This is a genomic window from Vibrio sp. SCSIO 43155 (assembly GCF_023716605.1).
GTDB classification, from domain to species: Bacteria; Pseudomonadota; Gammaproteobacteria; order Enterobacterales; family Vibrionaceae; genus Vibrio; species Vibrio harveyi.
In genome coordinates this window covers 954,859-977,205 of sequence record NZ_CP071853.1, presented here as the reverse complement: position 1 = coordinate 977,205, position 22,347 = coordinate 954,859, and the positions used below count along the sequence as shown (strand labels likewise).

Annotated in this window: 20 protein-coding genes; 4 read left to right on the top strand and 16 right to left on the bottom strand. The window is 47.0% G+C overall.

Translation table 11 applies throughout. From position 1 onward, the window contains the following. Positions 1-448 precede the first annotated feature (448 nt). Entirely contained in the window at positions 449-1,813 is a 1,365-nt protein-coding gene (locus J4N44_RS21240) for an endonuclease/exonuclease/phosphatase family protein (protein WP_252045744.1), read from the top strand. 70 nt (positions 1,814-1,883) lie between these two features. On the opposite strand, the gene J4N44_RS21235 is transcribed toward J4N44_RS21240, so the two are convergent. The 16 genes from J4N44_RS21235 to J4N44_RS21160 all read right to left on the bottom strand — a co-directional run bounded on the left by J4N44_RS21235 (position 1,884) and on the right by J4N44_RS21160 (position 18,777). Next, a complete protein-coding gene (locus tag J4N44_RS21235; RefSeq protein ID WP_252045743.1) occupies positions 1,884-2,423 on the bottom strand; it encodes a phosphatase PAP2 family protein in 540 nt (179 codons plus the stop codon). A gap of 184 nt (positions 2,424-2,607) precedes the next feature. Beyond that, positions 2,608-3,702 (bottom strand): NADH:flavin oxidoreductase, encoded by a 1,095-nt coding sequence (locus J4N44_RS21230; protein WP_252045742.1) that lies wholly within the window; start codon positions 3,700-3,702, stop codon positions 2,608-2,610. A gap of 487 nt (positions 3,703-4,189) precedes the next feature. After that, positions 4,190-4,618 carry a hypothetical protein gene (locus J4N44_RS21225; protein ID WP_230845188.1) on the bottom strand — a complete coding sequence of 143 codons (429 nt, stop codon included), beginning with the start codon at positions 4,616-4,618 and terminating at the stop codon, positions 4,190-4,192. Between the two features lie 16 nt (positions 4,619-4,634). Further along, a complete protein-coding gene (locus J4N44_RS21220) occupies positions 4,635-5,504 on the bottom strand; it encodes a DUF8812 domain-containing protein (protein ID WP_154202565.1) in 870 nt (289 codons plus the stop codon). A 177-nt stretch (positions 5,505-5,681) separates the two neighbouring features. Further along, positions 5,682-6,554, bottom strand: a complete 873-nt coding sequence (gene cyoE / locus J4N44_RS21215) for a heme o synthase (protein ID WP_252045741.1) — start codon at positions 6,552-6,554, stop codon at positions 5,682-5,684. Positions 6,555-6,562: 8 nt separating this feature from the next. Continuing rightward, positions 6,563-6,874, bottom strand: coding sequence for a cytochrome o ubiquinol oxidase subunit IV (cyoD, locus tag J4N44_RS21210; protein ID WP_005443825.1), 312 nt, complete (start codon positions 6,872-6,874; stop codon positions 6,563-6,565). Then, entirely contained in the window at positions 6,874-7,473 is a 600-nt protein-coding gene (gene cyoC, locus J4N44_RS21205) for a cytochrome o ubiquinol oxidase subunit III (protein WP_005451611.1), read from the bottom strand. Before cyoC ends, cyoD begins: the two co-directional genes overlap by 1 nt. Continuing rightward, positions 7,463-9,499: a cytochrome o ubiquinol oxidase subunit I gene (cyoB, locus tag J4N44_RS21200; protein WP_252045740.1), complete on the bottom strand. Its 2,037-nt coding sequence runs from the start codon at positions 9,497-9,499 to the stop codon at positions 7,463-7,465. The genes cyoC and cyoB overlap by 11 nt, the downstream gene beginning before the upstream one ends. A gap of 5 nt (positions 9,500-9,504) precedes the next feature. Beyond that, positions 9,505-10,386 (bottom strand): ubiquinol oxidase subunit II, encoded by an 882-nt coding sequence (cyoA, locus tag J4N44_RS21195; protein ID WP_152164222.1) that lies wholly within the window; start codon positions 10,384-10,386, stop codon positions 9,505-9,507. Positions 10,387-11,015: 629 nt separating this feature from the next. After that, on the bottom strand, positions 11,016-11,774 hold the full coding sequence (locus J4N44_RS21190) for an SDR family oxidoreductase (protein WP_252045739.1): 759 nt from the start codon (positions 11,772-11,774) through the stop codon (positions 11,016-11,018). 181 nt (positions 11,775-11,955) lie between these two features. Next, the gene (mmsB, locus tag J4N44_RS21185) at positions 11,956-12,861 is read right to left on the bottom strand and encodes a 3-hydroxyisobutyrate dehydrogenase (RefSeq protein WP_005451602.1); all 906 of its coding nucleotides are present in this window, start codon (positions 12,859-12,861) and stop codon (positions 11,956-11,958) included. A gap of 11 nt (positions 12,862-12,872) precedes the next feature. Beyond that, the gene (locus J4N44_RS21180) at positions 12,873-13,997 is read right to left on the bottom strand and encodes an enoyl-CoA hydratase/isomerase family protein (RefSeq protein ID WP_252045738.1); all 1,125 of its coding nucleotides are present in this window, start codon (positions 13,995-13,997) and stop codon (positions 12,873-12,875) included. Between the two features lie 8 nt (positions 13,998-14,005). Next, a complete protein-coding gene (locus tag J4N44_RS21175; RefSeq protein WP_045477661.1) occupies positions 14,006-14,794 on the bottom strand; it encodes an enoyl-CoA hydratase in 789 nt (262 codons plus the stop codon). 69 nt (positions 14,795-14,863) lie between these two features. Beyond that, the gene (locus J4N44_RS21170; protein WP_252045737.1) at positions 14,864-16,018 is read right to left on the bottom strand and encodes an acyl-CoA dehydrogenase family protein; all 1,155 of its coding nucleotides are present in this window, start codon (positions 16,016-16,018) and stop codon (positions 14,864-14,866) included. 17 nt (positions 16,019-16,035) lie between these two features. After that, positions 16,036-17,529, bottom strand: coding sequence for a CoA-acylating methylmalonate-semialdehyde dehydrogenase (locus J4N44_RS21165; protein WP_252045736.1), 1,494 nt, complete (start codon positions 17,527-17,529; stop codon positions 16,036-16,038). Between the two features lie 36 nt (positions 17,530-17,565). Further along, positions 17,566-18,777, bottom strand: a complete 1,212-nt coding sequence (locus J4N44_RS21160; RefSeq protein WP_252045735.1) for a thiolase family protein — start codon at positions 18,775-18,777, stop codon at positions 17,566-17,568. Between the two features lie 290 nt (positions 18,778-19,067). Here J4N44_RS21160 and J4N44_RS21155 point away from each other — a divergent pair, with 290 nt between their 5' ends. From J4N44_RS21155 to J4N44_RS21145, 3 genes are all read left to right on the top strand, one after another. Further along, on the top strand, positions 19,068-19,451 hold the full coding sequence (locus J4N44_RS21155; protein ID WP_005440681.1) for a MerR family transcriptional regulator: 384 nt from the start codon (positions 19,068-19,070) through the stop codon (positions 19,449-19,451). A gap of 100 nt (positions 19,452-19,551) precedes the next feature. Next, on the top strand, positions 19,552-20,721 hold the full coding sequence (locus J4N44_RS21150; protein WP_252045734.1) for an isovaleryl-CoA dehydrogenase: 1,170 nt from the start codon (positions 19,552-19,554) through the stop codon (positions 20,719-20,721). 21 nt (positions 20,722-20,742) lie between these two features. Continuing rightward, entirely contained in the window at positions 20,743-22,347 is a 1,605-nt protein-coding gene (locus tag J4N44_RS21145) for a carboxyl transferase domain-containing protein (RefSeq protein ID WP_252045733.1), read from the top strand.

The window sequence follows — 22,347 nt, the reverse complement described above, 5'->3', positions numbered from 1 at the left end:
ACCCAAGTAACCTCGAGATGTTGGGTTCAGCGAGAATGACTTGGTTTGTAGACGCGGCGGCGATTTAAAGATCTAGCATTCTAAATCAAGAATCATCAACAAAGTATACAAGCCAAGACAGCTCGCCCTTTGGGAGCGTGTCATTGACCCGATTGCTGCGTCAAACAACTTGGAAAGAGCTAACTATTACACTGCGTTGTTTTCCTTACTCTCGAATCAATGACAACGCTCTGAATCCTGCATCTTGAAGTCACTTGGGTATAAACACCTTTATTTAACAGTTTGTATATAAACTTCTGCTGTTGAAAGTGATGCATTTATTGCACAAATCACACAAAACCGGAACAAGCATGCAAATTCGCAATCGTTTGTGTGATTCATGTCGCTTACAAAAGCTACTGATAACTTTAGTATTTGCGCGAATCCAATTATAAGGTATGACATACTCATGAAATATATAAAAACACCTCTTGCTCTCCTCATTGGTGCGACCCTACTTACCGGATGCAATGACGATACTGAATATGTGAATGTTCAACCTAAAGAAGTAAAGATCGCCACTTATAACCTCTCTTTTGATCGCTATACTTTCGAAGCTCTTGTTGCAGAAATGCAAGTTGAACCAGCAAAACAAACTCAGCTCGTTACTGCGTACCTTGATAAATCAATTGCTGCGGAAGACAAAGCAATGGCTGAGAAAGTCATTCAGATCCGTAACGTAGCAGCAATCATCCAGAAGAACCGCCCTGATGTTCTGATGATGGCGGAATACAATAACGATGGCACTGGCGAAAACAAAGCCGCGCTAGAGGGCTTCCAGAAAAACTACCTTTCTATCGCACAAAGCCTTGAAGGTGCAGGCGGTAAAGCTGATCTAGAGCCTATCGAGTACCCGTACGCGGAGTCTTACTCGACAAATACTGGCTTAAATAGTGGCTTAGACTTAGATAACGATGGCGTAAAAGGCAAACTACCTGGTGACGCTTGGGGCTTTGGTAACTACCACGGTCAATACGCGTTCGCTTTAATGTCTAAATACAAAATCGACACAGACAACACACGTACTTTCCAAGAGTTTAAATGGAAAGATATGGAAGGCGCTAAGATCCCTACCATCACGCTATGCGACGACCCAAGCAAATTCCCTGAAGGCATGGACTGTGGTGACGATTGGTACACTACTGAAGAGTGGGAGCAAATTCGTCTGTCTTCTAAAAACCACGTAGACGCACCAATTATCATCCCAACAGAAAAAGGCGATGAAGTTGTTCACCTGCTTATGTCACACCCGACCCCACCAGTGTTTGATACAGGTAAAAACAAAGTACAAAACGGTGCAGAGGTTGAGTTCTGGCATCATTACGTACAGGGTAAAGACTACTTCTACGATGATGCTGGTAAGAAAGGCGGTCTGGCAGAAGGTGCGAAGTTCGTCATGATGGGCGACCAAAACCTTGACCCATTGGATGGTGATGGCTTTAGTGAGATCATGCAAGCATTCCACAATGATCCATTAGTTAACCAAGACGTGATGAATGGCGAGCTTTACCCAACAAGCTTTGGCGCAGCAGAACACGCAGTGGACGACAGTTCTACTCACCCAATTCCAAATCGCATTACTTCAACATTTGGTCTAGGTGTTGACTACGCTATGCCATCAGCAAACCTAAACGTTGTGGATTCTGGCGTTTACTGGGCTGCATCTTATGAAGAAGGTCGTAAGCTATTTAACGATCCTCGCATTGGTGAGAAAGGGAGCGGTAAGGACGTTTCTTCTGACCACCGCATGATCTGGATTAAAGCTCAGTTCTAATCACGAACGTTTTAGAATTTAGTAACACAAAGCCTCGGTTTATGCCGAGGCTTTTTTATCGGGTCTCAAATTACCAGCGGTAAGTAACTGAAACACCGACATCTTCACTTGTCACCCAAGGCACGAGTTGAACATTCTCATCATAAGCATCTGTAAACACGTAAGCACTCAATGTGCCCAATGCAGCACCAGCTAACACATCTCGCCAATAGTGTTTCTTCGCCTCTACTCTGCCATAGCCGACTAATGTGGCAACACCGTATGCAGGTAAACCTGCTTCCCAACCATAACGCAAATAAAGAGTAGTAGCCGAAGCAAAAGCATTAGCCGTATGGTTAGAAGGAAAACTGTCGTTGCCGCTTTTATCTGGACGCTCAGCATCAATGGTGGTTTTACCAATTAAGCCAACACCAGACGCAGCACCAATACTAAAGCCAGCTTGCCAAAAGCCATCCCAGTCCGCTTTGTATACCGGAACAGCCGCCGCCGTTGCGACCAAGCCATACGCGCCAAGATCGGTCAACACGTCCCAATCTTTCTCACTCATGGCATAAGTAGATTGGGCACAAAGAGTGGAGACTACGCCAACCAAACGTACAATTTTCTTCATTAATACAACCAATTAGATTTAAAAGTGCGAGCGAAAACTATCACAGCTCTCGCGATTGTTCGACTGCAAACTGTAACAATTAAAGCGTGAATTGTTTGTGAAAGGAGAATCAATGACTGGACTAAAGGGAGTGACCGGAGACATAAAACGGGCAGTTACACACAAGCTGCCCGTTTCGGATGTTTTACTTTCTGCGCTTGTAAACCACGCAGAAGTTGCCGCGCTTGGTACGACACTTAGAGCAACGTTCGCAGTCCACTTCAGCACGGTTGCCGTCTTTCCAGCGCTTGATCAATTGTGGCTCTGCCAATAACGGACGAGAAAGCGCGAAGAATTGAATCTTGGTATTTACAGCCAAGTTTTCGATCGCACAGAAGTCGTTTAAGCCACCTACGGTAATTACCGGTACGTTCACATCTTGGCTGATCACTTGACCGTATTCATGGAAGTAGCCTTCTTCTTGTAGCGTGTAACCGTCGAACGATTCACCCACCATGGTGCTTGCGTTGCCGTGAATGTTACCCGATACAATGATCGCATCCACGCCCACTTCTTCAAGCTTCTTACAGACAATGCGCGTTTCATTGAACGTCAAACCGCCATCGAAGAATTCTGTTGCTGTCAGCTTCACCAGAATCGGGAAATCATCACCAACTAGCTTGCGTGTTTCGGCATAGATCTCCATAAGGAAACGCATGCGGTTCTCAAGACTGCCGCCATATTGGTCTTCACGACGGTTGTAGTATGGGCTTAAAAACTGGTTGATCAAGTACGTGTGCGCCGCGTGGATTTCTACACCATCAAAGCCAGAATCTTGCGCACGCTTGCTCGCTAGCGCAAATGCTTTAACGATGTAGTCAATCTCATCTTGAGTCATCGCTTTGCCTTCCGTTTTGGTGCCGCGCTCTGGCACTTCACTTGGGGCAAAAATCACACGCTCACCAACGTTGAAGGTCGTTTTTGTGCCACCGTAAGCGATCTGCATGACGATCTTAGCGTCATGCTCATGGACAAGATCCGTCAGCTTTTTGTATTCATCGATGAAAGAGTCGTTGTAGATCCCCATCATGCCTGCGTTCGGCTTCTCTTCTTCTACGATGTTTGCGTAGCCAGTAACGATCAGACCCACTTCACCTTTGGCAAGTTCTTCATAAATGTCGTACAACTTATCGGTCATATGACCGTCTTCTGTCGCCATATTTTCCCACGTAGCACTACGTACAAAGCGGTTCTTTAGTGTCATGTTGCCAATGCGGGCTTCTGAAAACAAAATGCTCAAGTCCAGTCCTCTTAAAATCTGTCTTTTAGTTCTACATACCCAAGTGACTTCAAGATGCAGGATTCAGAGCGTTGTCATTGATTCGAGATCAAGGAAAACAACGCAGCGGAATAGCCTGCTCTTTCCAAGTTGTTTGACACAGAGATCGAATTAATGACACGCTCCCGAAGGGCCCTCTTTGCAAATAGTAAGGGTCTTGGCTCGTATACTTTGTTGTCGATTATTGATTTAGAGTAACTAGATCTTCAAATCGCCGCCGCGTCTACGAACCAAGTCATTCTCGCTGATGCAAGCATCTCGAGGTTACTTGGGTATAGATCACTACCGAGCAGGAACGAAAAAGGAACAGCGATACACAAAGCATGGCTGTTCCTTCTCTGAATTTCTGTTCAGTGCGATGAGCGACGCGAACCTTACCGCCGAAACTGCGGCAAAACTTTAATCTGGATTAAGGTTTAGTGAGATAAATAGGTAAACGGGACAAACTCTACTCTACCTCTTCGTATTCTTTTACTGAGCATTCTGGCTGCATGATTTTTCCTTTGTTGAATGAGACTTCGCAGTCGACAAGGACACTCCCACTTTGCAAATAAAAATAATCCAATACAAAAAACAGTTTAGTGCCTCGTTTTCCGTAATCTTCGACAAAAACGCCTGCAGAGTCACTAAAAGCTAAAACCTCTTTATCTAATAAAATAGAGTTTATCTTCTTGGAATCATTGAGCCTATAACTGGGTGTATCAATGGTATCTACCTCAATTAAAGGATTTATTTCCATATTGTGAATCGCAATCCGCACTAACTGCTCATTTATTCGATAGCTACTTACAGAACTTAAAGATGCAGGGAGTTCAGCGTAAGCACTAGAAGGAATCAAAAATACGATGCACAACAAGATACTTTTCAAATTAGTCATAGGAATCACCTTAAGGCTATTGTAGGAACTTAGCTCTAGCCTCAAATCTATCTTGAGGCACACTCTGCCAATTAGCACGATTACTCATTACTTCTTTGAATGCTTCAACATCATTTCTTACCACAATAGGCTGAATTAATACTCTCGTTACAGGACTGTAATCACCTCTAAATTTTAAATCAACAAGAACTTCTTTTATTTTCTCATCTAAATTATCCCAATCTGTAACTCCGTAGCGATTAACTACATCTAACTTTCTGCAAATTCTAATGACTTCTGACTTTTCATGATCATAACTAATTTTGAATAACTTAATTTGAGCATCGGTTGTTAGCTCAAAATCTAATAAATCATTATCGATTATAAAGCTTCGCGCTTGAGCACCTTTTAAACCTCTAGCTTTGAGTAATATTGTGGCTTTCTCTTGCTTGACCCCAGAAAATGCAAGGTCACGACGAATTGTTGTGATTGATTTGAGCTTCAAATCATAACCTCTCCCTAGTGTAAGCCCTGAGTTTTCACTTGGTACATGTAGTTTTCTACTATGAAACCTACCTCCCTCATTACCTTCCGAGTTCCAAGTTAACACTCCTTCTTTCGGTGGACTAATTGACTTAACTGTAAACGTAGTAGCTAAAACTTCTTTAAGAGCTTTAAAAGTATTCCCATTGGGTGTGACACTTTCATCTAATAGCTGTTTATGTTGGGTGGATTTCTTAAAATTAAGCAGCGATTTTGATGTTTTTTCGTCAAACACTCCAGTTATATTGATGATAGGTAGACCCTTTTTACGATTGGAAACATTTAGAAGGGCTTGGATTTTCCTTACATCGCTACTTTTGTTAGCTCTATTTTTTCCTACTGGTTTCTCTATTATTAATAGCACTTTATATTGCCTAGTCGAAATATGATAAAACTCATTTATGAACAAACATGTTAAACGTAACCAATTTAACTAGGCTTTACTTAGTAAGAAAATTTAGGCATTACTTTTTCGACAACAGATCAATAAAAATGCAATACATATGTTTATCATAAAGAGCAAATCACGTAGATACGCTCTTTAATGAATAAACGGCAGTGGAATCAACTCTAAGCCAAGCACGCCACTGATGCTCATCACGACCAATAACGACACCTTAAACACCGCTTTGGACCATTGGATGTAGTTGTTGTAATTCACTTTTTGGAATGTCACTCGTGTCCACATAAAGCACACTGCTGCCGAGACCGCTAAATACTCGTAACCCGCTTCACCCAGCATAAACAACCCAATAGCAACCACACCAAAAGCAACCACGTACGCCTTCATATGTTGATGCGCTTTGGTAATGCCCTCTTTAACGGGAAGAACAGGAATGCCTGCATCGCGGTAATCTTGCATGCGGAACATGGCAATCGCGTAAGAGTGCGGCATCTGCCAGAGGCAAAACATAATGAAGAGTAAAATCGCTTCTAAGCTGATGTAGTTCGTCACAGCAAGGTAGCCCACCAGAGGAGGAACCGCGCCAGAAATGCTGCCGACTAAAGTGCCGTAGACCGAATTTCGCTTATACCACATGGTGTAGAAGAAGACGTAAAACACGTAACCCAAGAGTACAACCACAGCCGAGAGCGGATTCACCAATTGGAACAATAACGCTGTGCCGTTAAGCAGCAACACCAAAGCATAGACAAACGCCGCGTCGATGTTGATGTTTCCCATCACCAATTCACGGTTTTGCGTGCGCTTCATTTTTTGGTCGATATCGCGGTCGAAGATGTTGTTCACCACGCATCCTGATGCAATCACAAGCCCCACGCCAACTAACGTTGTTAGCAACAACAGAAAGTTAACGGGTTCTGATTTTGCGGCGAGGAAGAACCCCGCCGCAACAGAAATCAGGTTGCCGAAAATGATGCCCGGTTTAGTAATAGACAAATAACTTTTCAGCATACCCTAGCCTACAACTTCATGTTGACGTTCATGTTGTAGATGATCCAGATCGAGCCAGCGATCAGAATCAACACAACAATGGCGGTAAACATCAGTGACACCACGTTCCACTGACCTTCTGACGTTTTCACTTCCATGTGCAGGAAGTACTTAAAGTGCACAAAGATTTGCACAATCGCACAACCAAATAACACGGCATAAGTTGCGGTATCTGGCAGCACTTGCGCCCACACACAGTAGAAAGGAATCACGGTCAGGATCAGAGACGCAATAAAGCCTTTTACGTAATCAGAGGCACCTGTATCTAGATGTTGTTCCATTACATAACCCCCAATAAGTAAACGATGGTGAATACACAAATCCAAACGATGTCTAGGAAGTGCCAGAACAAGCTCAAGCACTGGAATCGCATCGACATGTTATCGTTCAAGCCTTTGGTTGACAGTTGGTGGTAGCACACAGCTAGCCAGATCAAACCAAAGGTTACGTGCAGACCGTGTGTTCCAACCAAAGTGAAAAACGCCGACAAGAATGCACTTTCTTGTGGACCATAGCCTTCAACAATCAGGTGATGGAACTCGTACACTTCCATCCCGATAAAGCCAGCGCCAAGTAAGAAGGTCACTTTTAACCAACGTTTTAAACCTGCAACGTCTTTGCGCTTCATCGCAATCATGCCGAAGCCAAACGTGATACTGCTGAACAGCAGCAACATGGTTTCTACAAACACGAACGGCAGTTCGAAAATGTCTTTACCGGTTGGACCCGCAATAGATCCGCTTTCTAGTACTGCGTAAGTCGCGAACAAAGTCGCAAACAATACACAGTCACTCATTAGGTAAATCCAGAAACCAAACAGCTTAATGCCTGCAGAATCATGGTGATGATCGTGGTCGTGAACCGCAACATTAGCTTGCATAGGTCACCTCCAGATCGTCTTTCTTATCGTTGTCTTTCACTTCGTTTTTCTTCGCTTCTTCAAGTTGAGCTCGACGCTCCGCTTCAATCGCTTTGATTTCTTCTACTTCAACGTAGTAATCCACGTCGTCGTTGTAGCTGTGCTGGATACACGTCACGATGATGCCAACAAAACTTGCTGCTGCTAGCCACCAGATGTACCAGATCATTGCGAAGCCAAATACCAATGCCCATGCAGACACATAGATACCTGTTGGTGTGTTCTTCGGCATGTGAATGCGTTCGTATTCCACTTCTTTGGTTGGATCGAATTCGCCACTCTGCTTTTGGTACCAGAACGCGTCTAGCACATCACCTTTTGGTAGGTGTGCAAAGTTGTAGAACGGCGGTGGTGAGGACGTCGCCCACTCAAAGGTACGACCGCCCCATGGGTCACCTGTTAGGTCTCGGTTTTGTTCGCGGTCACGAACACTCACGTAGATTTGTATGAACTGACAAACCACGCCAAGCGCAATCACTGCCGTACCTGCTGCTGCAACTGCCAACAATGGGAAGTATTCTGGGTTAAGGTCTTGGCTTAGACGACGCGTCATGCCCATAAAGCCCAGTGCATAAAGCGGTAAGAACGCCATTAGGAAACCGACAATCCAGCAAATGAATGCACGTTTGCCCCACGCTTCGTTCATGGTGAAGCCAGTTGCTTTCGGGAACCAGTATGTGATTGCTGCGAAACAACCGAATACCACACCACCGATGATTACGTTGTGGAAGTGCGCAATTAGGAACACGGAGTTGTGCAGAACAAAGTCCGCCCCCGGAACCGCCATCAGTACGCCCGTCATACCACCCACAGAGAAGGTAATCAGGAAGCCAACCGTCCACATCATCGGCGTGGTAAAGCGGATTCGCCCTTTGTACATGGTGAATAGCCAGTTGAAGATCTTCACCCCGGTAGGGATAGAGATGATCATGGTGGCGATGCCGAAGAATGCATTCACATTTGCACCTGAGCCCATGGTGAAGAAGTGATGCAGCCAAACGACGAACGCCAAAATCGTAATTACAATGGTCGCCCATACTAGCGAGGTGTAACCAAACAGCTTCTTGCATGAGAAGGTTGCCGTTACCTCAGAGAACACGCCAAAAATAGGCAAGATCAGGATGTACACTTCTGGGTGACCCCATGCCCAAATCAGGTTGACGTACATCATTACGTTGCCGCCAAGGTCATTGGTGAAGAAGTGCGTACCGATGTAGCGATCCAACGTTAGTAGCGCGATGGTTACGGTTAGGATTGGGAATGAAATGATGATTAGGATGTTGGCACACAGGGAAGCCCACGTGAACACTGGCATCTTCATCATTGGCATAGACGGCGTGCGCATGCGCAAAATAGTCGCAAAGAAGTTCACGCCTGTCAGCGTGGTGCCGACACCAGATATTTGCAGCGCCCATATCCAATAATCCACCCCAACTCCGGGGCTTGCCTCAATACCAGACAGCGGCGGATACGCCAACCAACCAGTACGACCAAACTCACCCAAACCAAGTGACATGTTGGTGAGGATCACACCCACAACAAACAGCCAGAAACTTAGGTTGTTTAGGTAAGGGAATGCCACATCACGAGCACCAATTTGCAGAGGTACGATGATGTTCATCAAACCAATCACCAACGGCATTGCCACGAAGAAAATCATGATTACGCCATGGGCAGTAAAGATTTGGTCGTAGTGATGTGGTGGTAAATAACCGCTCTCGCCTGCCGCAGACAGCAGTTGTTGGCTACGCATCATGACCGCATCAGCAAAGCCACGAATCAACATCACCATTGCCACGGCGATGTACATAAAGCCTAGTTTTTTGTGGTCTACCGAAGTAAACCATTCATTCCATAAGTATTGCCACTTACCCGCTTTGGTTATCGCCGCAACGACAGCCAATCCAACGATCGCGATCACCGCTAGAGTGACGACAATAATCGGCTCGTGATAAGGGATTGATTCAAGTGTTAATCTTCCAAACATTGCGATTATCCTAGATTTTCCGGCAAACAGTTCATTGAACCCGGATGCTGGGTCACGACGTCAGTGAACAAAAATGGTGGAATACTAGAGAACATCTTCACAGGCTCCGCCACCGTTGGTGATGCAAGCGCACGGAATTGATCCCAGTCTTCGATTCGATCAGGGCTGGCTTTCACTTGCTGAACCCAATTCAGGAATGCAGTGCGATCTTCCATTGCTGCTGCGGTAAATTTCATCTGCGAGAAACCCTTACCGCTGTAGTTAGAAGCAAAGCCCTTGTAATCCCCAGTGTGGTTCGCTATCAGATTCAACTTGGTCACCATGCCTGGCATCGCGTATATCTGAGTACCGAGACGCGGGATAAAGAACGCGTTCATGATGTTGTCTGAGGTCAGTTTGAACTGAACCGGCACATCTTTCGGAAACGCCACGTAGTTCACTGTCGCAATGTTCTCTTCTGGGTAGATAAACAGCCATTTCCAGTCGAGTGACACTACCTCAATGGTGATGGGTTTGACGTCACTTGCGATGGGCTTGGATGGCTCTAACTCATGAGTAGAACGCCAAGTGATGGTTGCCAGAATCGCGATGATGATGATTGGAATCGTCCACACCACCACTTCGATCTTGGTCGAGTGCGCCCACTCTGGAGCGTATTCCTCGCCAGTGTTCGACTCTCGGTAGCGGTAAGCAAAGTAGATTGTCATTAAAATCACGGGGATCACGACAATCAGCATCAGTAAAAGCGCTGTAATGATCAGTTCTTTTTCCTGAACGCCAATACTACCTTTCGGGTCAAGTAGAGCAGAGTTACACCCTGAAAGCATAAGAATGGTTCCTGCCAAACTTATCCTCGCTAAGATGCGTTTGTATCTTGAAGCTTCCATTAACTTTCTCGATGGTTAGCCAACAACAGAGCAAGCCCTGCGATTGGTTGTCTTGGTCATTAGAATATTTTTGTGTTGAGCTTGTGCAGCAATGGACTTCTTGGTGGGAGGTATCAAGTTGCTTGATGGTTAAAACCACACTCACAACGTGAGTTTATTGTTACACTTTGAAATACATTGTTACATTCGAGCGCATTATGCGGAGGGAAAAAGGAAAGCTCATTAGCCACAGATGGAAACTAACGTTCCATTTATGAAAGCTAATATTGATAAAGGAATAGCAAAACAGGTGCGCAATATTAACGTACTACAACGTATATCCTTTTCTTTACAGTAACTTAAACAACGCAAACGAGAAGAGTAATCAGTTGCGTATTCGGCGCGAGAGTGTGAGCTACATTAGAAAGTACGAATTAAGTAAAGCGTGACCAGCATCATAGTTATGAATTCACATACTATTTACATGACATTTATACGACAAATGATTATTTAGGCAATCCAATTTACCAGATTAATACCAAGTACTTTTTGAGAGTGATGTTTGGTTCAATTGTTAATCGAATGAACTCACTAAAAAGAAACGAGCGCTACTTAACTAGCGCTCGCTGTTAGAAACAAATAGCTCAATGCTACATTCTCATTCCCCCATCCACTTCGAGCACTCGCCCTGTAAAGTAGTCGTTCTCGAGAATGTATTTCACGGCATGAGCAATCTCACTCGTCTCCCCCATCCTACCGACGGGTATCATCTTTTGCAGTCGGTCTATGGCTTCTGGTTTCATTTGATCTGCCATTGCCGTTTTGACGACACCGGGCGCAATAGCTGCAGAGCGAATACCATATCTGGCGAGTTCTCTTGCCCATGTTGTTGCCATGGTTGCGACGGCAGCTTTCGAGGCAGAGTAATTGGTTTGTCCAATATTGCCCGCTCTCGCCACGCTGGAGATGTTAATGATGGCGCCTTTCGAGCCACTCTCGATCATTTTGACTGCCGCTTCTCGCCCACACAAGAAGGTGCCCGTGACATTGACGTTCATCACTAGGTTGAACTGCTCAAGCGACATCTTGGTGATCTCGCCGTCTTTGGCTTTGACTAACAATCCATCTCGCAAAACGCCAGCGTTATTAACTAAGCCATTTAGCTGCCCAAAGTCTTGAAGAATCTCATTAAAGGTATCTTCCACTTCAGATTCATCGGTCACATCAAGTCGATAGATCAATGCTTTGGCACTGAGCATCCGGCATTGTTCTTGGGTATTCAGCAGTCCCGTTTCGTTAACATCAAGCAACGCTAAATCCGCTCCCGCTTGAGCAAGGCTGACTGCCATCATCTGCCCTAACCCTTGCCCCGCACCTGTGATTGCAATGACACTGTTTTTTAAATCCATATCTGTACTCCATTACTGAATAACTTCCATGCTTAAAAGCTTGTCTAGAAAAAACTGTTTGCCTAGAACCTATTTACTTAGAAACTATCGAGCTCGTCCAGATAAGGTGAATGGCAGTCGTAGCCTCGCCGACACCGTCATTCCCTACAGCGAGGAACGAGCGTGATAGGAAATCTCTCTTTTAACCCTTTTGGTTCTTATAGAATTCAAACAAGCTTGAAAAGTCGAGTTCTGCATGACCTGCTGCGTTATGGAATGCATAAAGATTACGAGCCAAAGAGCCCATCGGAACAGAAGAGTTGGTTTGCAACGCCGCATCCAAGCCTAAGCCAAGATCTTTTAGCATCAACTTGCTCATAAAGCCCGGATTGTATTGGTTGCTCGCTGGCGCAGAGTCCATCACGCCGGGGCATGGGTTATAGAGCTCCAACGCCCAGTTTCGACCAGAGCTTTGCAGCATGATATTGGATAAGACTTTCGGGTCGAGACCATGGTCAATGCCGAGATTGAGCGCCTCGCAAGTTCCCGACATCAAAATGCCCAACATCAGGTTATTACAGATTTTTGCCATCTGACCATCGCCCGCTTTACCAGCATGGAACACGTTCTTGCCCATGTATTGCAAGATCGCATTGGCTTTAGAGAACGCTTCGTCCGAACCGCCAACAATAAAGGTCAGCGTTGCTGCTTTTGCGCCTGCTACACCACCAGAGACGGGAGAATCGACAAACAACAATCGTTTGTTCTGAGCTTCGTTCGCCACCAAGCGAGCAGAATCTGGATCGATGGTCGAACAGTCAATCAGTAATGCGTTGTCCTGCACAATATTGAGCAGACCGACACCACCGTGTAAATCCCCTAAGTACACCGCGCGCACGTGTGCACCTGCTGGTAGCATGGTGATAACGGTTCCTGCGCCATCTACGGCTTCTTCTAACGTGCTAGCAACCACCGCGCCAAACGGTTCAAGTTGCTTCGCCGCGTTCACATCCACATCGAACACTTGCACGTGAAACCCTGACGCCAATAGGTTTTGTGCCATTGGACTGCCCATGTTGCCCAAGCCAATAAATGCAATGGTACTCATGTTGTTTCTCCTTATTTTCCTAGCTGTGCAAGTGGATGTTCCTCTTCTGACCAAAGAGAAGTGAACAAGTTATCGATGACGCTTTCATCGACTTCACTGACGCTGTTAAACATCCATTTTGGATTGCCATCTTTATCAACTAACCGAGAGCGCACGCCCTCTTCAAACTCACCGAGTAATGCGCTGCGAACTGACAAGGTTAGCTCTAGACGGAAACAATCCGCCAACGATAAACGGTGGTACTCTTTGACTTGCCTAAAACAGATATGTGCGGTGATCGGACTGCCCGCAACAAATGATTTTTGTGCGTTCTCAAGCCATTGAGTCTCGCCTTCCATTGCTTGAATATTTTTGGCAATCTGATTTAAGTCATAGCCTTTGCAGGCTTCTTTAATTTGGTCGAGATAAGGGCAAATCTGAGTTGTCGGCTTACTGTCGATGACTTGATCTTCCATCAACTGAAGTAACGCACTGACAAGCGATTTGGCATCGGCAGAGCCCCAGTCGACTTGTTTCAGCTCTTCAAGCAGCGCCGGATATTGCTCTTCCAGCAGCAACCATTCTGCCAGCCCTATAGTGACAGCGTCACTTGAATTCACCATTGCACCGGTTAACCCAAGGAACAAACCTACCTCTGGGTCGATTTGGCTTAAGAACCAAGTACCACCCACGTCCGGGTAAAGTCCGATATTGATCTCTGGCATCGCGAGACGAGATTTAGGCGTGACGACTCTATGGCTGGTGCCCATAAATAAGCCCATGCCACCGCCCATCACAATGCCCTCTCCCCAACCAATGATTGGCTTTTGGTAGGTATGAATCAGGTAATCGCATTCGTATTCGAGCGAGAAGTAGTTAGAGCAGAACTCGGCAGTTTCTTCTTTGCTTTTTTCGTGCATGACGTGGTACATGGTTCGTACATCGCCCCCTGCACAAAACGCTTTTTCACCCGCGCCATTGAGGATGACACACACCAAATCAGGGTCATCTTGCCATTCGATAAGTTGGTCGTTGAGCTCTGCCAACATGTCGTAAGTCAACGCATTCAAAGAAGCCGTGTTGTCTAACGTCGCGATACCAATTCGGTGCACGCCGTCTAAACAACCTATTTCGCTAATGGTTACTTTCCCTGTCATGCGACCTCCTATTGATTCTTCCAGTTGGGTTTACGTTTTTCTAAGAAGGCACGAACTCCCTCGGTTTGATCTTCGGTATCGAATAAGTTTAGAAACAGCTCTCGCTCTTTAATCAGACCATGTTTGAGTGGCGCTGAACGCATGTTTTGGATAAGTGCTTTACATGCGGTTACCGAAGAAGGCGATTGATTGGCAACCGATTCTGCAAGCTCAATAGCTTTATTAAGCGCTCCACCTTTTGCCACCACTTCTTCTGCTAAGCCAAGTTCTCTCGCTTGTGCTGCACCGACTTGTTCACCGCACAATATGATGCGTTTCGCCCAACCTTCGCCGACCAATGCGGTTAGGTTTTGCGTACCACCAGCACAAGGCAGTAATCCCACTTTCGCCTCTGGCAGTGCCAGTACGGCTTGCTCTTCCACCACACGAATATCACACGCCAATGCGACTTCTAATCCGCCTCCCATGGCGTAGCCGTTGATGGCAGCAATGGAAACCCCTCGAAATGCAGAGAGCGTTTCAAAGGCTTCACCAAATATACGCGCCATCTCTAACGCAACCGCTTTATCGCCATCAGCAAACAACTTGAGGTCTGCCCCTGCAGAGAAAAACTTCTCTCCACTTCCTGTGAGCACTAGAGCGTAAACGTCTTTATTGTCGTTTAGCGCCAACACTAGCTCTTTCAACGCGGTTAAGCTTTGTGACGTCCAAGTGTTGGCGGGCGGGTTGTTCATGGTCACCACCGCAACATGATTGCTGATGGTATGTTGAATCGCTTGTTGTTCTGTTAGTGACATATCTCTGAATCCTTTCTTGATGAAAATGACCTGAGCTTTATGAATAAAAGCAGAGCTTGTCGGCTGCACTTATAGCAATGCGGACTCTTCTGCGAGCAATCGACGCGCGATGATCAACCGCATGATCTCGTTGGTGCCTTCCAAAATCTGGTGCACTCGAACATCACGGAAATAGCGTTCCATTGGGTATTCTTTGATGTAGCCATAGCCACCGTAAAGCTGTAGCGCTTGGTCACAGACTTGAAAGCCGACATCGGTTGCAAAGCGTTTTGCCATGGCACAATAAGTCGTGGCGTCTAGGTCACCTCGGTCTAACTTGCTTGCGGCGTACCGCACCAGTTGGCGGGCAGCGACAAGCTCGGTTGCCATATCTGCCAGTTTGAATTGCAATGCTTGGAATTGAGCTAATGATTTGCCGAACTGTTTACGTTCTTGCATGTACTGCGCCGCTTGATTCAGCGCTTGCTGAGCCGTACCGACCGAACAGGTAGCAATGTTGATGCGTCCACCATCCAAACCTTTCATAGCGAACACAAACCCTTGTCCCTCTTCACCGAGCAAATGTGAGGCAGGAATAGAAACATTATCGAAGGTCACCGCGCGTGTTGGCTGACTGTTCCAGCCCATCTTCGGCTCTTTACGTCCGTAGCTAATGCCGTCTGCATCGGCGGGGACAACAAACGCAGATACGCCTCTCGCACCTGCATCGCCGGTTCTCGCCATCACGACTAAAACGTCGGTATCGCCTGCGCCAGAGATAAAGGTTTTGCCGCCATTGAGTATGTAGTTATCACCTTGCTTAGTCGCAGAAGTCGTTAGAGACGCCGCGTCCGAACCTGCGTTTGGCTCGGTTAAACAATAAGATCCAAGGAATTCACCCGTAATAAGTTTCGGGCAGAACGTGTCTTTCACTTCATCGGTCGCAAAGCTCGCGACCATCCAAGTCACCATGTTGTGAATGGTCATAAATGCGGTGGTCGATGTGCACCCCATGGAGAGTTGCTCGAAAATGATAGACGCGTCCAAACGGCTTAAGCCCAAACCGCCTTGTTCTTCTGGGGTATAGAGGCTCAAGAAACCAAGCTCTCCTGCCTCTCGAAGAATGTCTTTCGGGAAGATTTGTTTTTCATCCCACTCTGCTGCCATTGGCGCTAAACGCTCTGCCGCAAACTGCTGAGCCGTGTCGGCAAACATACGTTGATCTTCGTTGAGTTCAAAATCCATATGAGCTCCTTACTTCGTTAGCGCAAGTTAATAGTCAGGTTTGGACCGGTTGGGATATCGTCATCAAACCAACGAGCCGTCACGGTTTTGGTCTCGGTGTAGAAGCGCACCGCTTGTTTGCCGTAGGCGTGCAAATCACCGTAAAAGCTGCCGCGCCACCCAGTAAACGAGAAGAATGGCAAAGGTACTGGAATCGGTACGTTCACACCTACCTGACCGACTTGAATCTCATGTTGATACTTTCTCGCCGCCGCACCATTCGCAGTGAAGATGGAAGTGCCGTTGCCGTATGGGTTGCAATTCACGAGCTCTATCGCTTCTTGTAACGTGTCGACCTCAATACACACCAAAACAGGTCCGAAGATTTCTTGGGTGTAAATCGACATCGAGGTGGTGACACCGCTGAATAAGGTTGGACCGACCCAGTTACCTTCAGGGAAGCCTTCTACTTCACATTGGCTACCATCAAGTTCACACACCGCGCCCTGTTGTTTGCCTTCTTCAATCAAACCAAGCACACGCTGTTTTGCTTGTGCGCTGATCAAAGGACCATACGCGGCATTCTCGTCATCCCAAGCACCCGGATGCACTTTCGCCATTTCTTGTTTTAGGTCGGCAATCCACTCTTTCGAACTGCCTACAAACACCGCAACGGATATCGCCATACAACGTTGCCCTGCCGCACCAACCGAAGAGCCAACTAAGTTGTTCACCACTTGGTTTTTGTTCGCATCTGGCATCACTACCATATGGTTTTTCGCGCCAGCAAAGGCTTGAACACGTTTGAAGTTCTGTGTGCCTGTGGTGTAAATGTATTGCGCTACGGGTACAGAACCAACGAAAGAAACGGCTTGGATATCGGGATGTTTCAGCAGCAAATCGACCTGCTCTTTACGACCGTGCACGATTTGTAGCACACCTTTTGGTGCACCCGCTTCTTCGAACAGTTCAGCCAAGCGAATTGACGTGAGAGGCACTTGCTCAGAAGGTTTAAGAACAAAAGTGTTTCCGCTCGCAATCGCGATTGGGAACATCCACAAAGGGATCATGGCAGGGAAGTTAAACGGCGTAATACCGCAGCACACCCCAAGCGGTTGAATCAGCGAATAACTGTCGATATCGGTCGCAACATTCTCGACGGTTTCTCCCATCATGTTGCTGGCGATATTGGCAGCTTGCTCGACCACTTCAATACCACGCCACACATCCCCTTTTGCATCCGCAAAGATCTTGCCCGTCTCGTGAGAAAGTAACGTCGCCAATTCATCATGATGTTCTTTAAGTAGATGTTGGTAGCGCAGCATTAAACGCGCACGCTCAGACACGGCGACATCTTTCCAACAGGTAAAGATGGCTTTTGCACTTTCAATTGCCGCGTGCATCTCTTCATCCGTTGCGCATGGCAAGCGCGCAATCACGTCATTGGTGGCAGGGCTTGTCACTTCTACCCAATCCGTTGCTTGAGATTCACGAAACTCACCATCGATGAATAAGGGAACCGTGCGAGTCATAATCTAGTCCTTTGTTAACGTTTGTCGTAATTGGAATTAAAGCGGTATCTCGATACCAATAGCAGTGGCTTCACCACCACCGATACAAAGTGATGCAACACCTCGCATCACTTTTTTATTGTTGTTGTCACCATCTACACCAAGCGATTGCAGTTGGCGCAGGCTATGAATGAGAGTCACTAAAATACGAGCTCCACTTGCGCCAATTGGATGCCCAAGCGCACACGCACCGCCTTTGATGTTTACTGTGTCTTTATCGATGCCTAATTGGCGTACCGCGACTTGCGTGACAACAGCAAAGGCTTCATTGATCTCCCAAAGATCGACCTCGTCTACTGACCAATCGAGTTGAGATAACAACTGCTCTATCGCAAAGACGGGCGCGAGGGTAAATTCGGCGGGCTTTCTGGCGTGGGTCGAGTGCCCTTTGATGATTGCTAATGGCGTTAGACCTTGATGCTGTGCCACCTGCGAGTCTATTAACACCAAGGCTGCAGCACCATCGGATATCGCACTTGAGTTTGCAGCCGTCACCGAGCCGTTCTTATCGAACGCAGGTTTGAGTTGGGGAATCTTGTCGAGCTTGATGGAGCGTGGATGCTCGTCGTAATCCAATGTTGAAGTGCTATGACGAGTCGTGATTTCTACCGGTGAGATTTCGTCGTCAAACAGACGCTGCTCTTGCGCTTCCAATGCTCTTGTCGCGGATAGGATTGCCCATTCATCCATTTGTTCACGAGTAAACTCAGAGCGGTCAGCCGTTTGCTGCGCATAAACGCCCATCAAGTGCCCCTCATACGCATCTTGAAGACCGTCGAGAAACATATGGTCGTGAGTAGATTGGTGACCCATTCGCATGCCGTTACGTGCTTCTTTAAGCAGGTACGGCGCATTAGTCATGCTTTCCATACCACCAGCAATGGCACTGCGAATGCTGCCCGCTTTGATAAGATCGTGAGCTAACATGACGCTTTTCATGCCAGAGCCACACACTTTGTTGATGGTGGTACAGCCTGTCGTCAGTGGAAGATCTGCACCTAGCGCTGCTTGTCTGGCTGGTGCTTGTCCGCACCCCGCAGGTAATACGCAGCCCATATAGACTTCGTCAACTTCGCTAACACCACTCGCATCCATTGCCGCTTTGATAGCAAATGCCCCTAATTGAGGTGCTGAATAACCTTGTAACTGACCTTGAAAGCGCCCGATTGGCGTTCGCTTTGCACTGACAATCCAGATGTCGTTTCCCATGATCTCGTCCCTTCTGACGATAATTCACAGTTCACGAACTCATCCCTCACACCTGCTACCACGGAGCTTTCACACAGAATGTGGTGTCACTCCAGCCTCTCATAAAACGATGAATTTTCGCACTGTGATTTCTTGACGTTTACGTAAGCATAGCACTAACATTTACGTTAACGTAAAGAAACACATTAATAACAACACAAATTTACTCTCATGCTTTTAGCTAGACCGTTTAGTTCAAGGCTTGAAGGGATTTTAAGAAGCCAAAACTATTCATTAGAGGGAAAAACCGAGTGGATAAATTCAAGATAAGTGACCTCGCCAAAGAGTTCGACATCACGACCCGAAGTATTCGTTTTTATGAGGATGTCGGGCTGATAGAGCCGGAACGAAAAGGCAACATTCGTGTATACCAACGCAGAGATAAGATCCGTCTCAAGCTGATTTTACGTGGTAAGCGATTGGGCTTTTCGCTTGCGGAAATTCGAGAGTTGTTCGAGCTGTACGATACCCAACAAAGCGATGGTCAGCTGCTTAAAATGCTAACCATCATTGATGAAAAACAAGCGCACTTACAGCAGCAACTGGATGATATTAGCGTTGTGATGAACGAGCTAGAAACCGCCAAAGAGCGCTGTAAACAAGCGCTAAGCGACAATAAAGCTAACAGCCAATAACTACAAACTTATAACGACTAAAACAAGAATAACCATAATTTCCAAGCCCAAGCAGTGTAACTCGAACTAACAACCGCAGTACTTTCAACAGGGAAATGTTATGAAAAGCAGCTACACCCCACTCAACTTTGGGCTTGGTGAAACCATCGATATGCTCCGAGACCACGTCAACGCGTTTGCCACCGAGCATATCGCCCCCATCGCCGCAGACATCGATCGCGACAACCAATTCCCCAATCATCTGTGGTCCAAGTTTGGTGAAATGGGCTTGCTTGGCGTAACCGTCGACGAAGAGTTTGGCGGTGCAGGCATGGGCTATCTTGCTCATGTTGTTGCGATGGAAGAGATCAGCCGAGCTTCGGCGTCTGTCGCGCTCAGTTACGGCGCGCATTCCAACCTTTGTGTTAACCAAATCTTTCGCAATGGCTCTCCTGCTCAACGAGAAAAGTACCTACCTAAGCTCATTGATGGTTCTCACGTCGGCGCATTAGCCATGAGTGAGCCGAACTCAGGTTCTGATGTGGTTAGTATGCAGCTACGAGCCGAAGATAAAGGCGACCATTATCTGATGAACGGCAACAAAATGTGGATTACCAATGGCCCTGATGCCGATACCTTAGTGGTTTACGCGAAAACCGATCCCAATAGTGGATCTCGCGGCATCACCGCTTTCATTATTGAGCGGGAGTTTGAAGGCTTTAGCCATGCGCAGAAGCTCGACAAACTTGGTATGCGCGGCTCGAATACCTGTGAATTGGTGTTCCAAGATTGTGTCGTTCCAAAAGAGAATGTTTTGGGAGAACTAAACCGTGGTGTCGAAGTGTTGATGAGTGGCTTGGATTACGAACGCGTGGTATTAGCAGCCGGTCCACTTGGCATCATGCAAGCCTGTATGGACGAAGTGGTTCCGTATGTTCACGACCGCAAACAGTTCGGCAAATCCATCGGTGAATTCCAACTCGTGCAAGGAAAGCTTGCTGACATGTATTCACGCATGAACGCCGCCAAAGCTTATGTTTATGCTGTCGCAGCCGCCTGTGACCGAGGTGAATGCACACGTAAAGACGCCGCTGGCGTGATCCTCTACAGCGCCGAACTTGCCACGCAAATGTCCCTCGATGCCATTCAGCTGCTAGGCGGCAATGGCTACATCAACGAATACGCGACTGGGCGATTACTCCGTGACGCCAAACTGTATGAGATTGGTGCTGGCACTTCTGAAATTCGCCGCATGCTGATTGGACGAGAGTTGTTCGAAGAATCTCGCTAACCCAACGACAAGGAAGTCACTATGGCAATCATTAAAAGTAAAACCAAGCCAACCGACGAGCTGTTTTTGTCGAATAAAGCGGTCATGACCGAGTTGGTGAGCAACCTTAAAGCCAATATCAAAGCCATCAAACAAGGTGGCGGACAAAAAGCCATTGACCGCCAACGCCTGAAAGGAAAACTGCCCGTTCGTGAGCGTGTTATGAACCTTTTGGATGAAGGCAGCGAGTTTCTTGAAGTCGGACAGTTCGCCGCTTGGAACGTCTATGAAGAATCAATTCCATGCGCAGGTGTCGTTGCGGGCATTGGCACCATTGAAGGCATTCAATGCATGGTGATCGCCAACGATCCTTCCGTCAAAGGCGGCACCTACTACCCACTCACGGTGAAAAAGCATCTACGCGCGCAGGAGATCGCCCAACGTTGCCAACTACCTTGCGTCTATTTGGTGGACTCTGGCGGCGCGAACCTTCCTCATCAAGCTGAAGTCTTTCCTGATAAAGAGCACTTTGGGCGGATCTTCTTCAATCAAGCCAGAATGTCGGCGCAAGGCATTCCTCAAGTCGCAGTTGTGATGGGGCTTTGTACCGCAGGCGGCGCTTATGTGCCTGCGATGGCGGACGTTTCCATCATGGTCAAAAAACAAGGCACCATCTTCTTGGCAGGACCACCGTTAGTAAAAGCCGCAACGGGTGAAATTGTCACCGATGAAGAGCTAGGCGGAGCCGACGTGCATTGTCGTAAGTCTGGCGTTGCCGATTACTACGCAGAAAACGACCAGCACGCATTGCAACTGGCACGCGAAGCTGTCTCCAATACCAATCAATCACTCCCCATTCAAAGCGACAAACCGGTTTTACCACCGCGTTACGACGCCGAAGAGATGTATGGCATCGTCAATGCGAATCTGCGCTTGTCTTTTGATGTTAGAGAGATCATCGCTCGTGTGGTTGATGACTCAGACTTCGATGAATTCAAAGCACTTTATGGCAAGACCTTAGTATGTGGCTTCGCACGAATTCACGGCCATCTGATTGGCATTGTGGCTAACAACGGCATCTTGTTTTCTGAGTCCTCACAGAAAGGCGCGCACTTTATTGAGCTGTGTGCCAAACGCAAAATTCCCCTACTGTTTTTGCAAAACATCACTGGGTTTATGGTGGGCAAAAAACTTGAGGCGGAAGGCATTGCCAAACACGGCGCGAAACTAGTGATGGCGGTTGCGTGTGCGGATGTGCCTAAGTTCACCGTGATTATTGGCGGCTCTTACGGTGCAGGCAACTACGGCATGTGCGGTCGTGCTTATGACCCAACCATGATGTGGATGTGGCCAAACGCACGAATCTCCGTCATGGGCGGAGAACAAGCCGCTGGCGTGCTCACTCAAGTGCGTCGAGAAGTGAAAAAACGCCAAGGTGAAGAATGGCCAGAGCCCGAAGAAAGTGCATTCCGAGAATCTATCGTAGACTTGTATGAGTCTCAAGGGCATCCCTACTACGCCAGCGCGCGTTTATGGGATGACGGCATTATCGACCCAAAAGAGACGCGTCAAGTATTGGCTCAAGCCTTAAAAGCCGCGCTCAATGCGCCAATTCCTGACAGCAACTTTGGCATATTCAGAATGTAG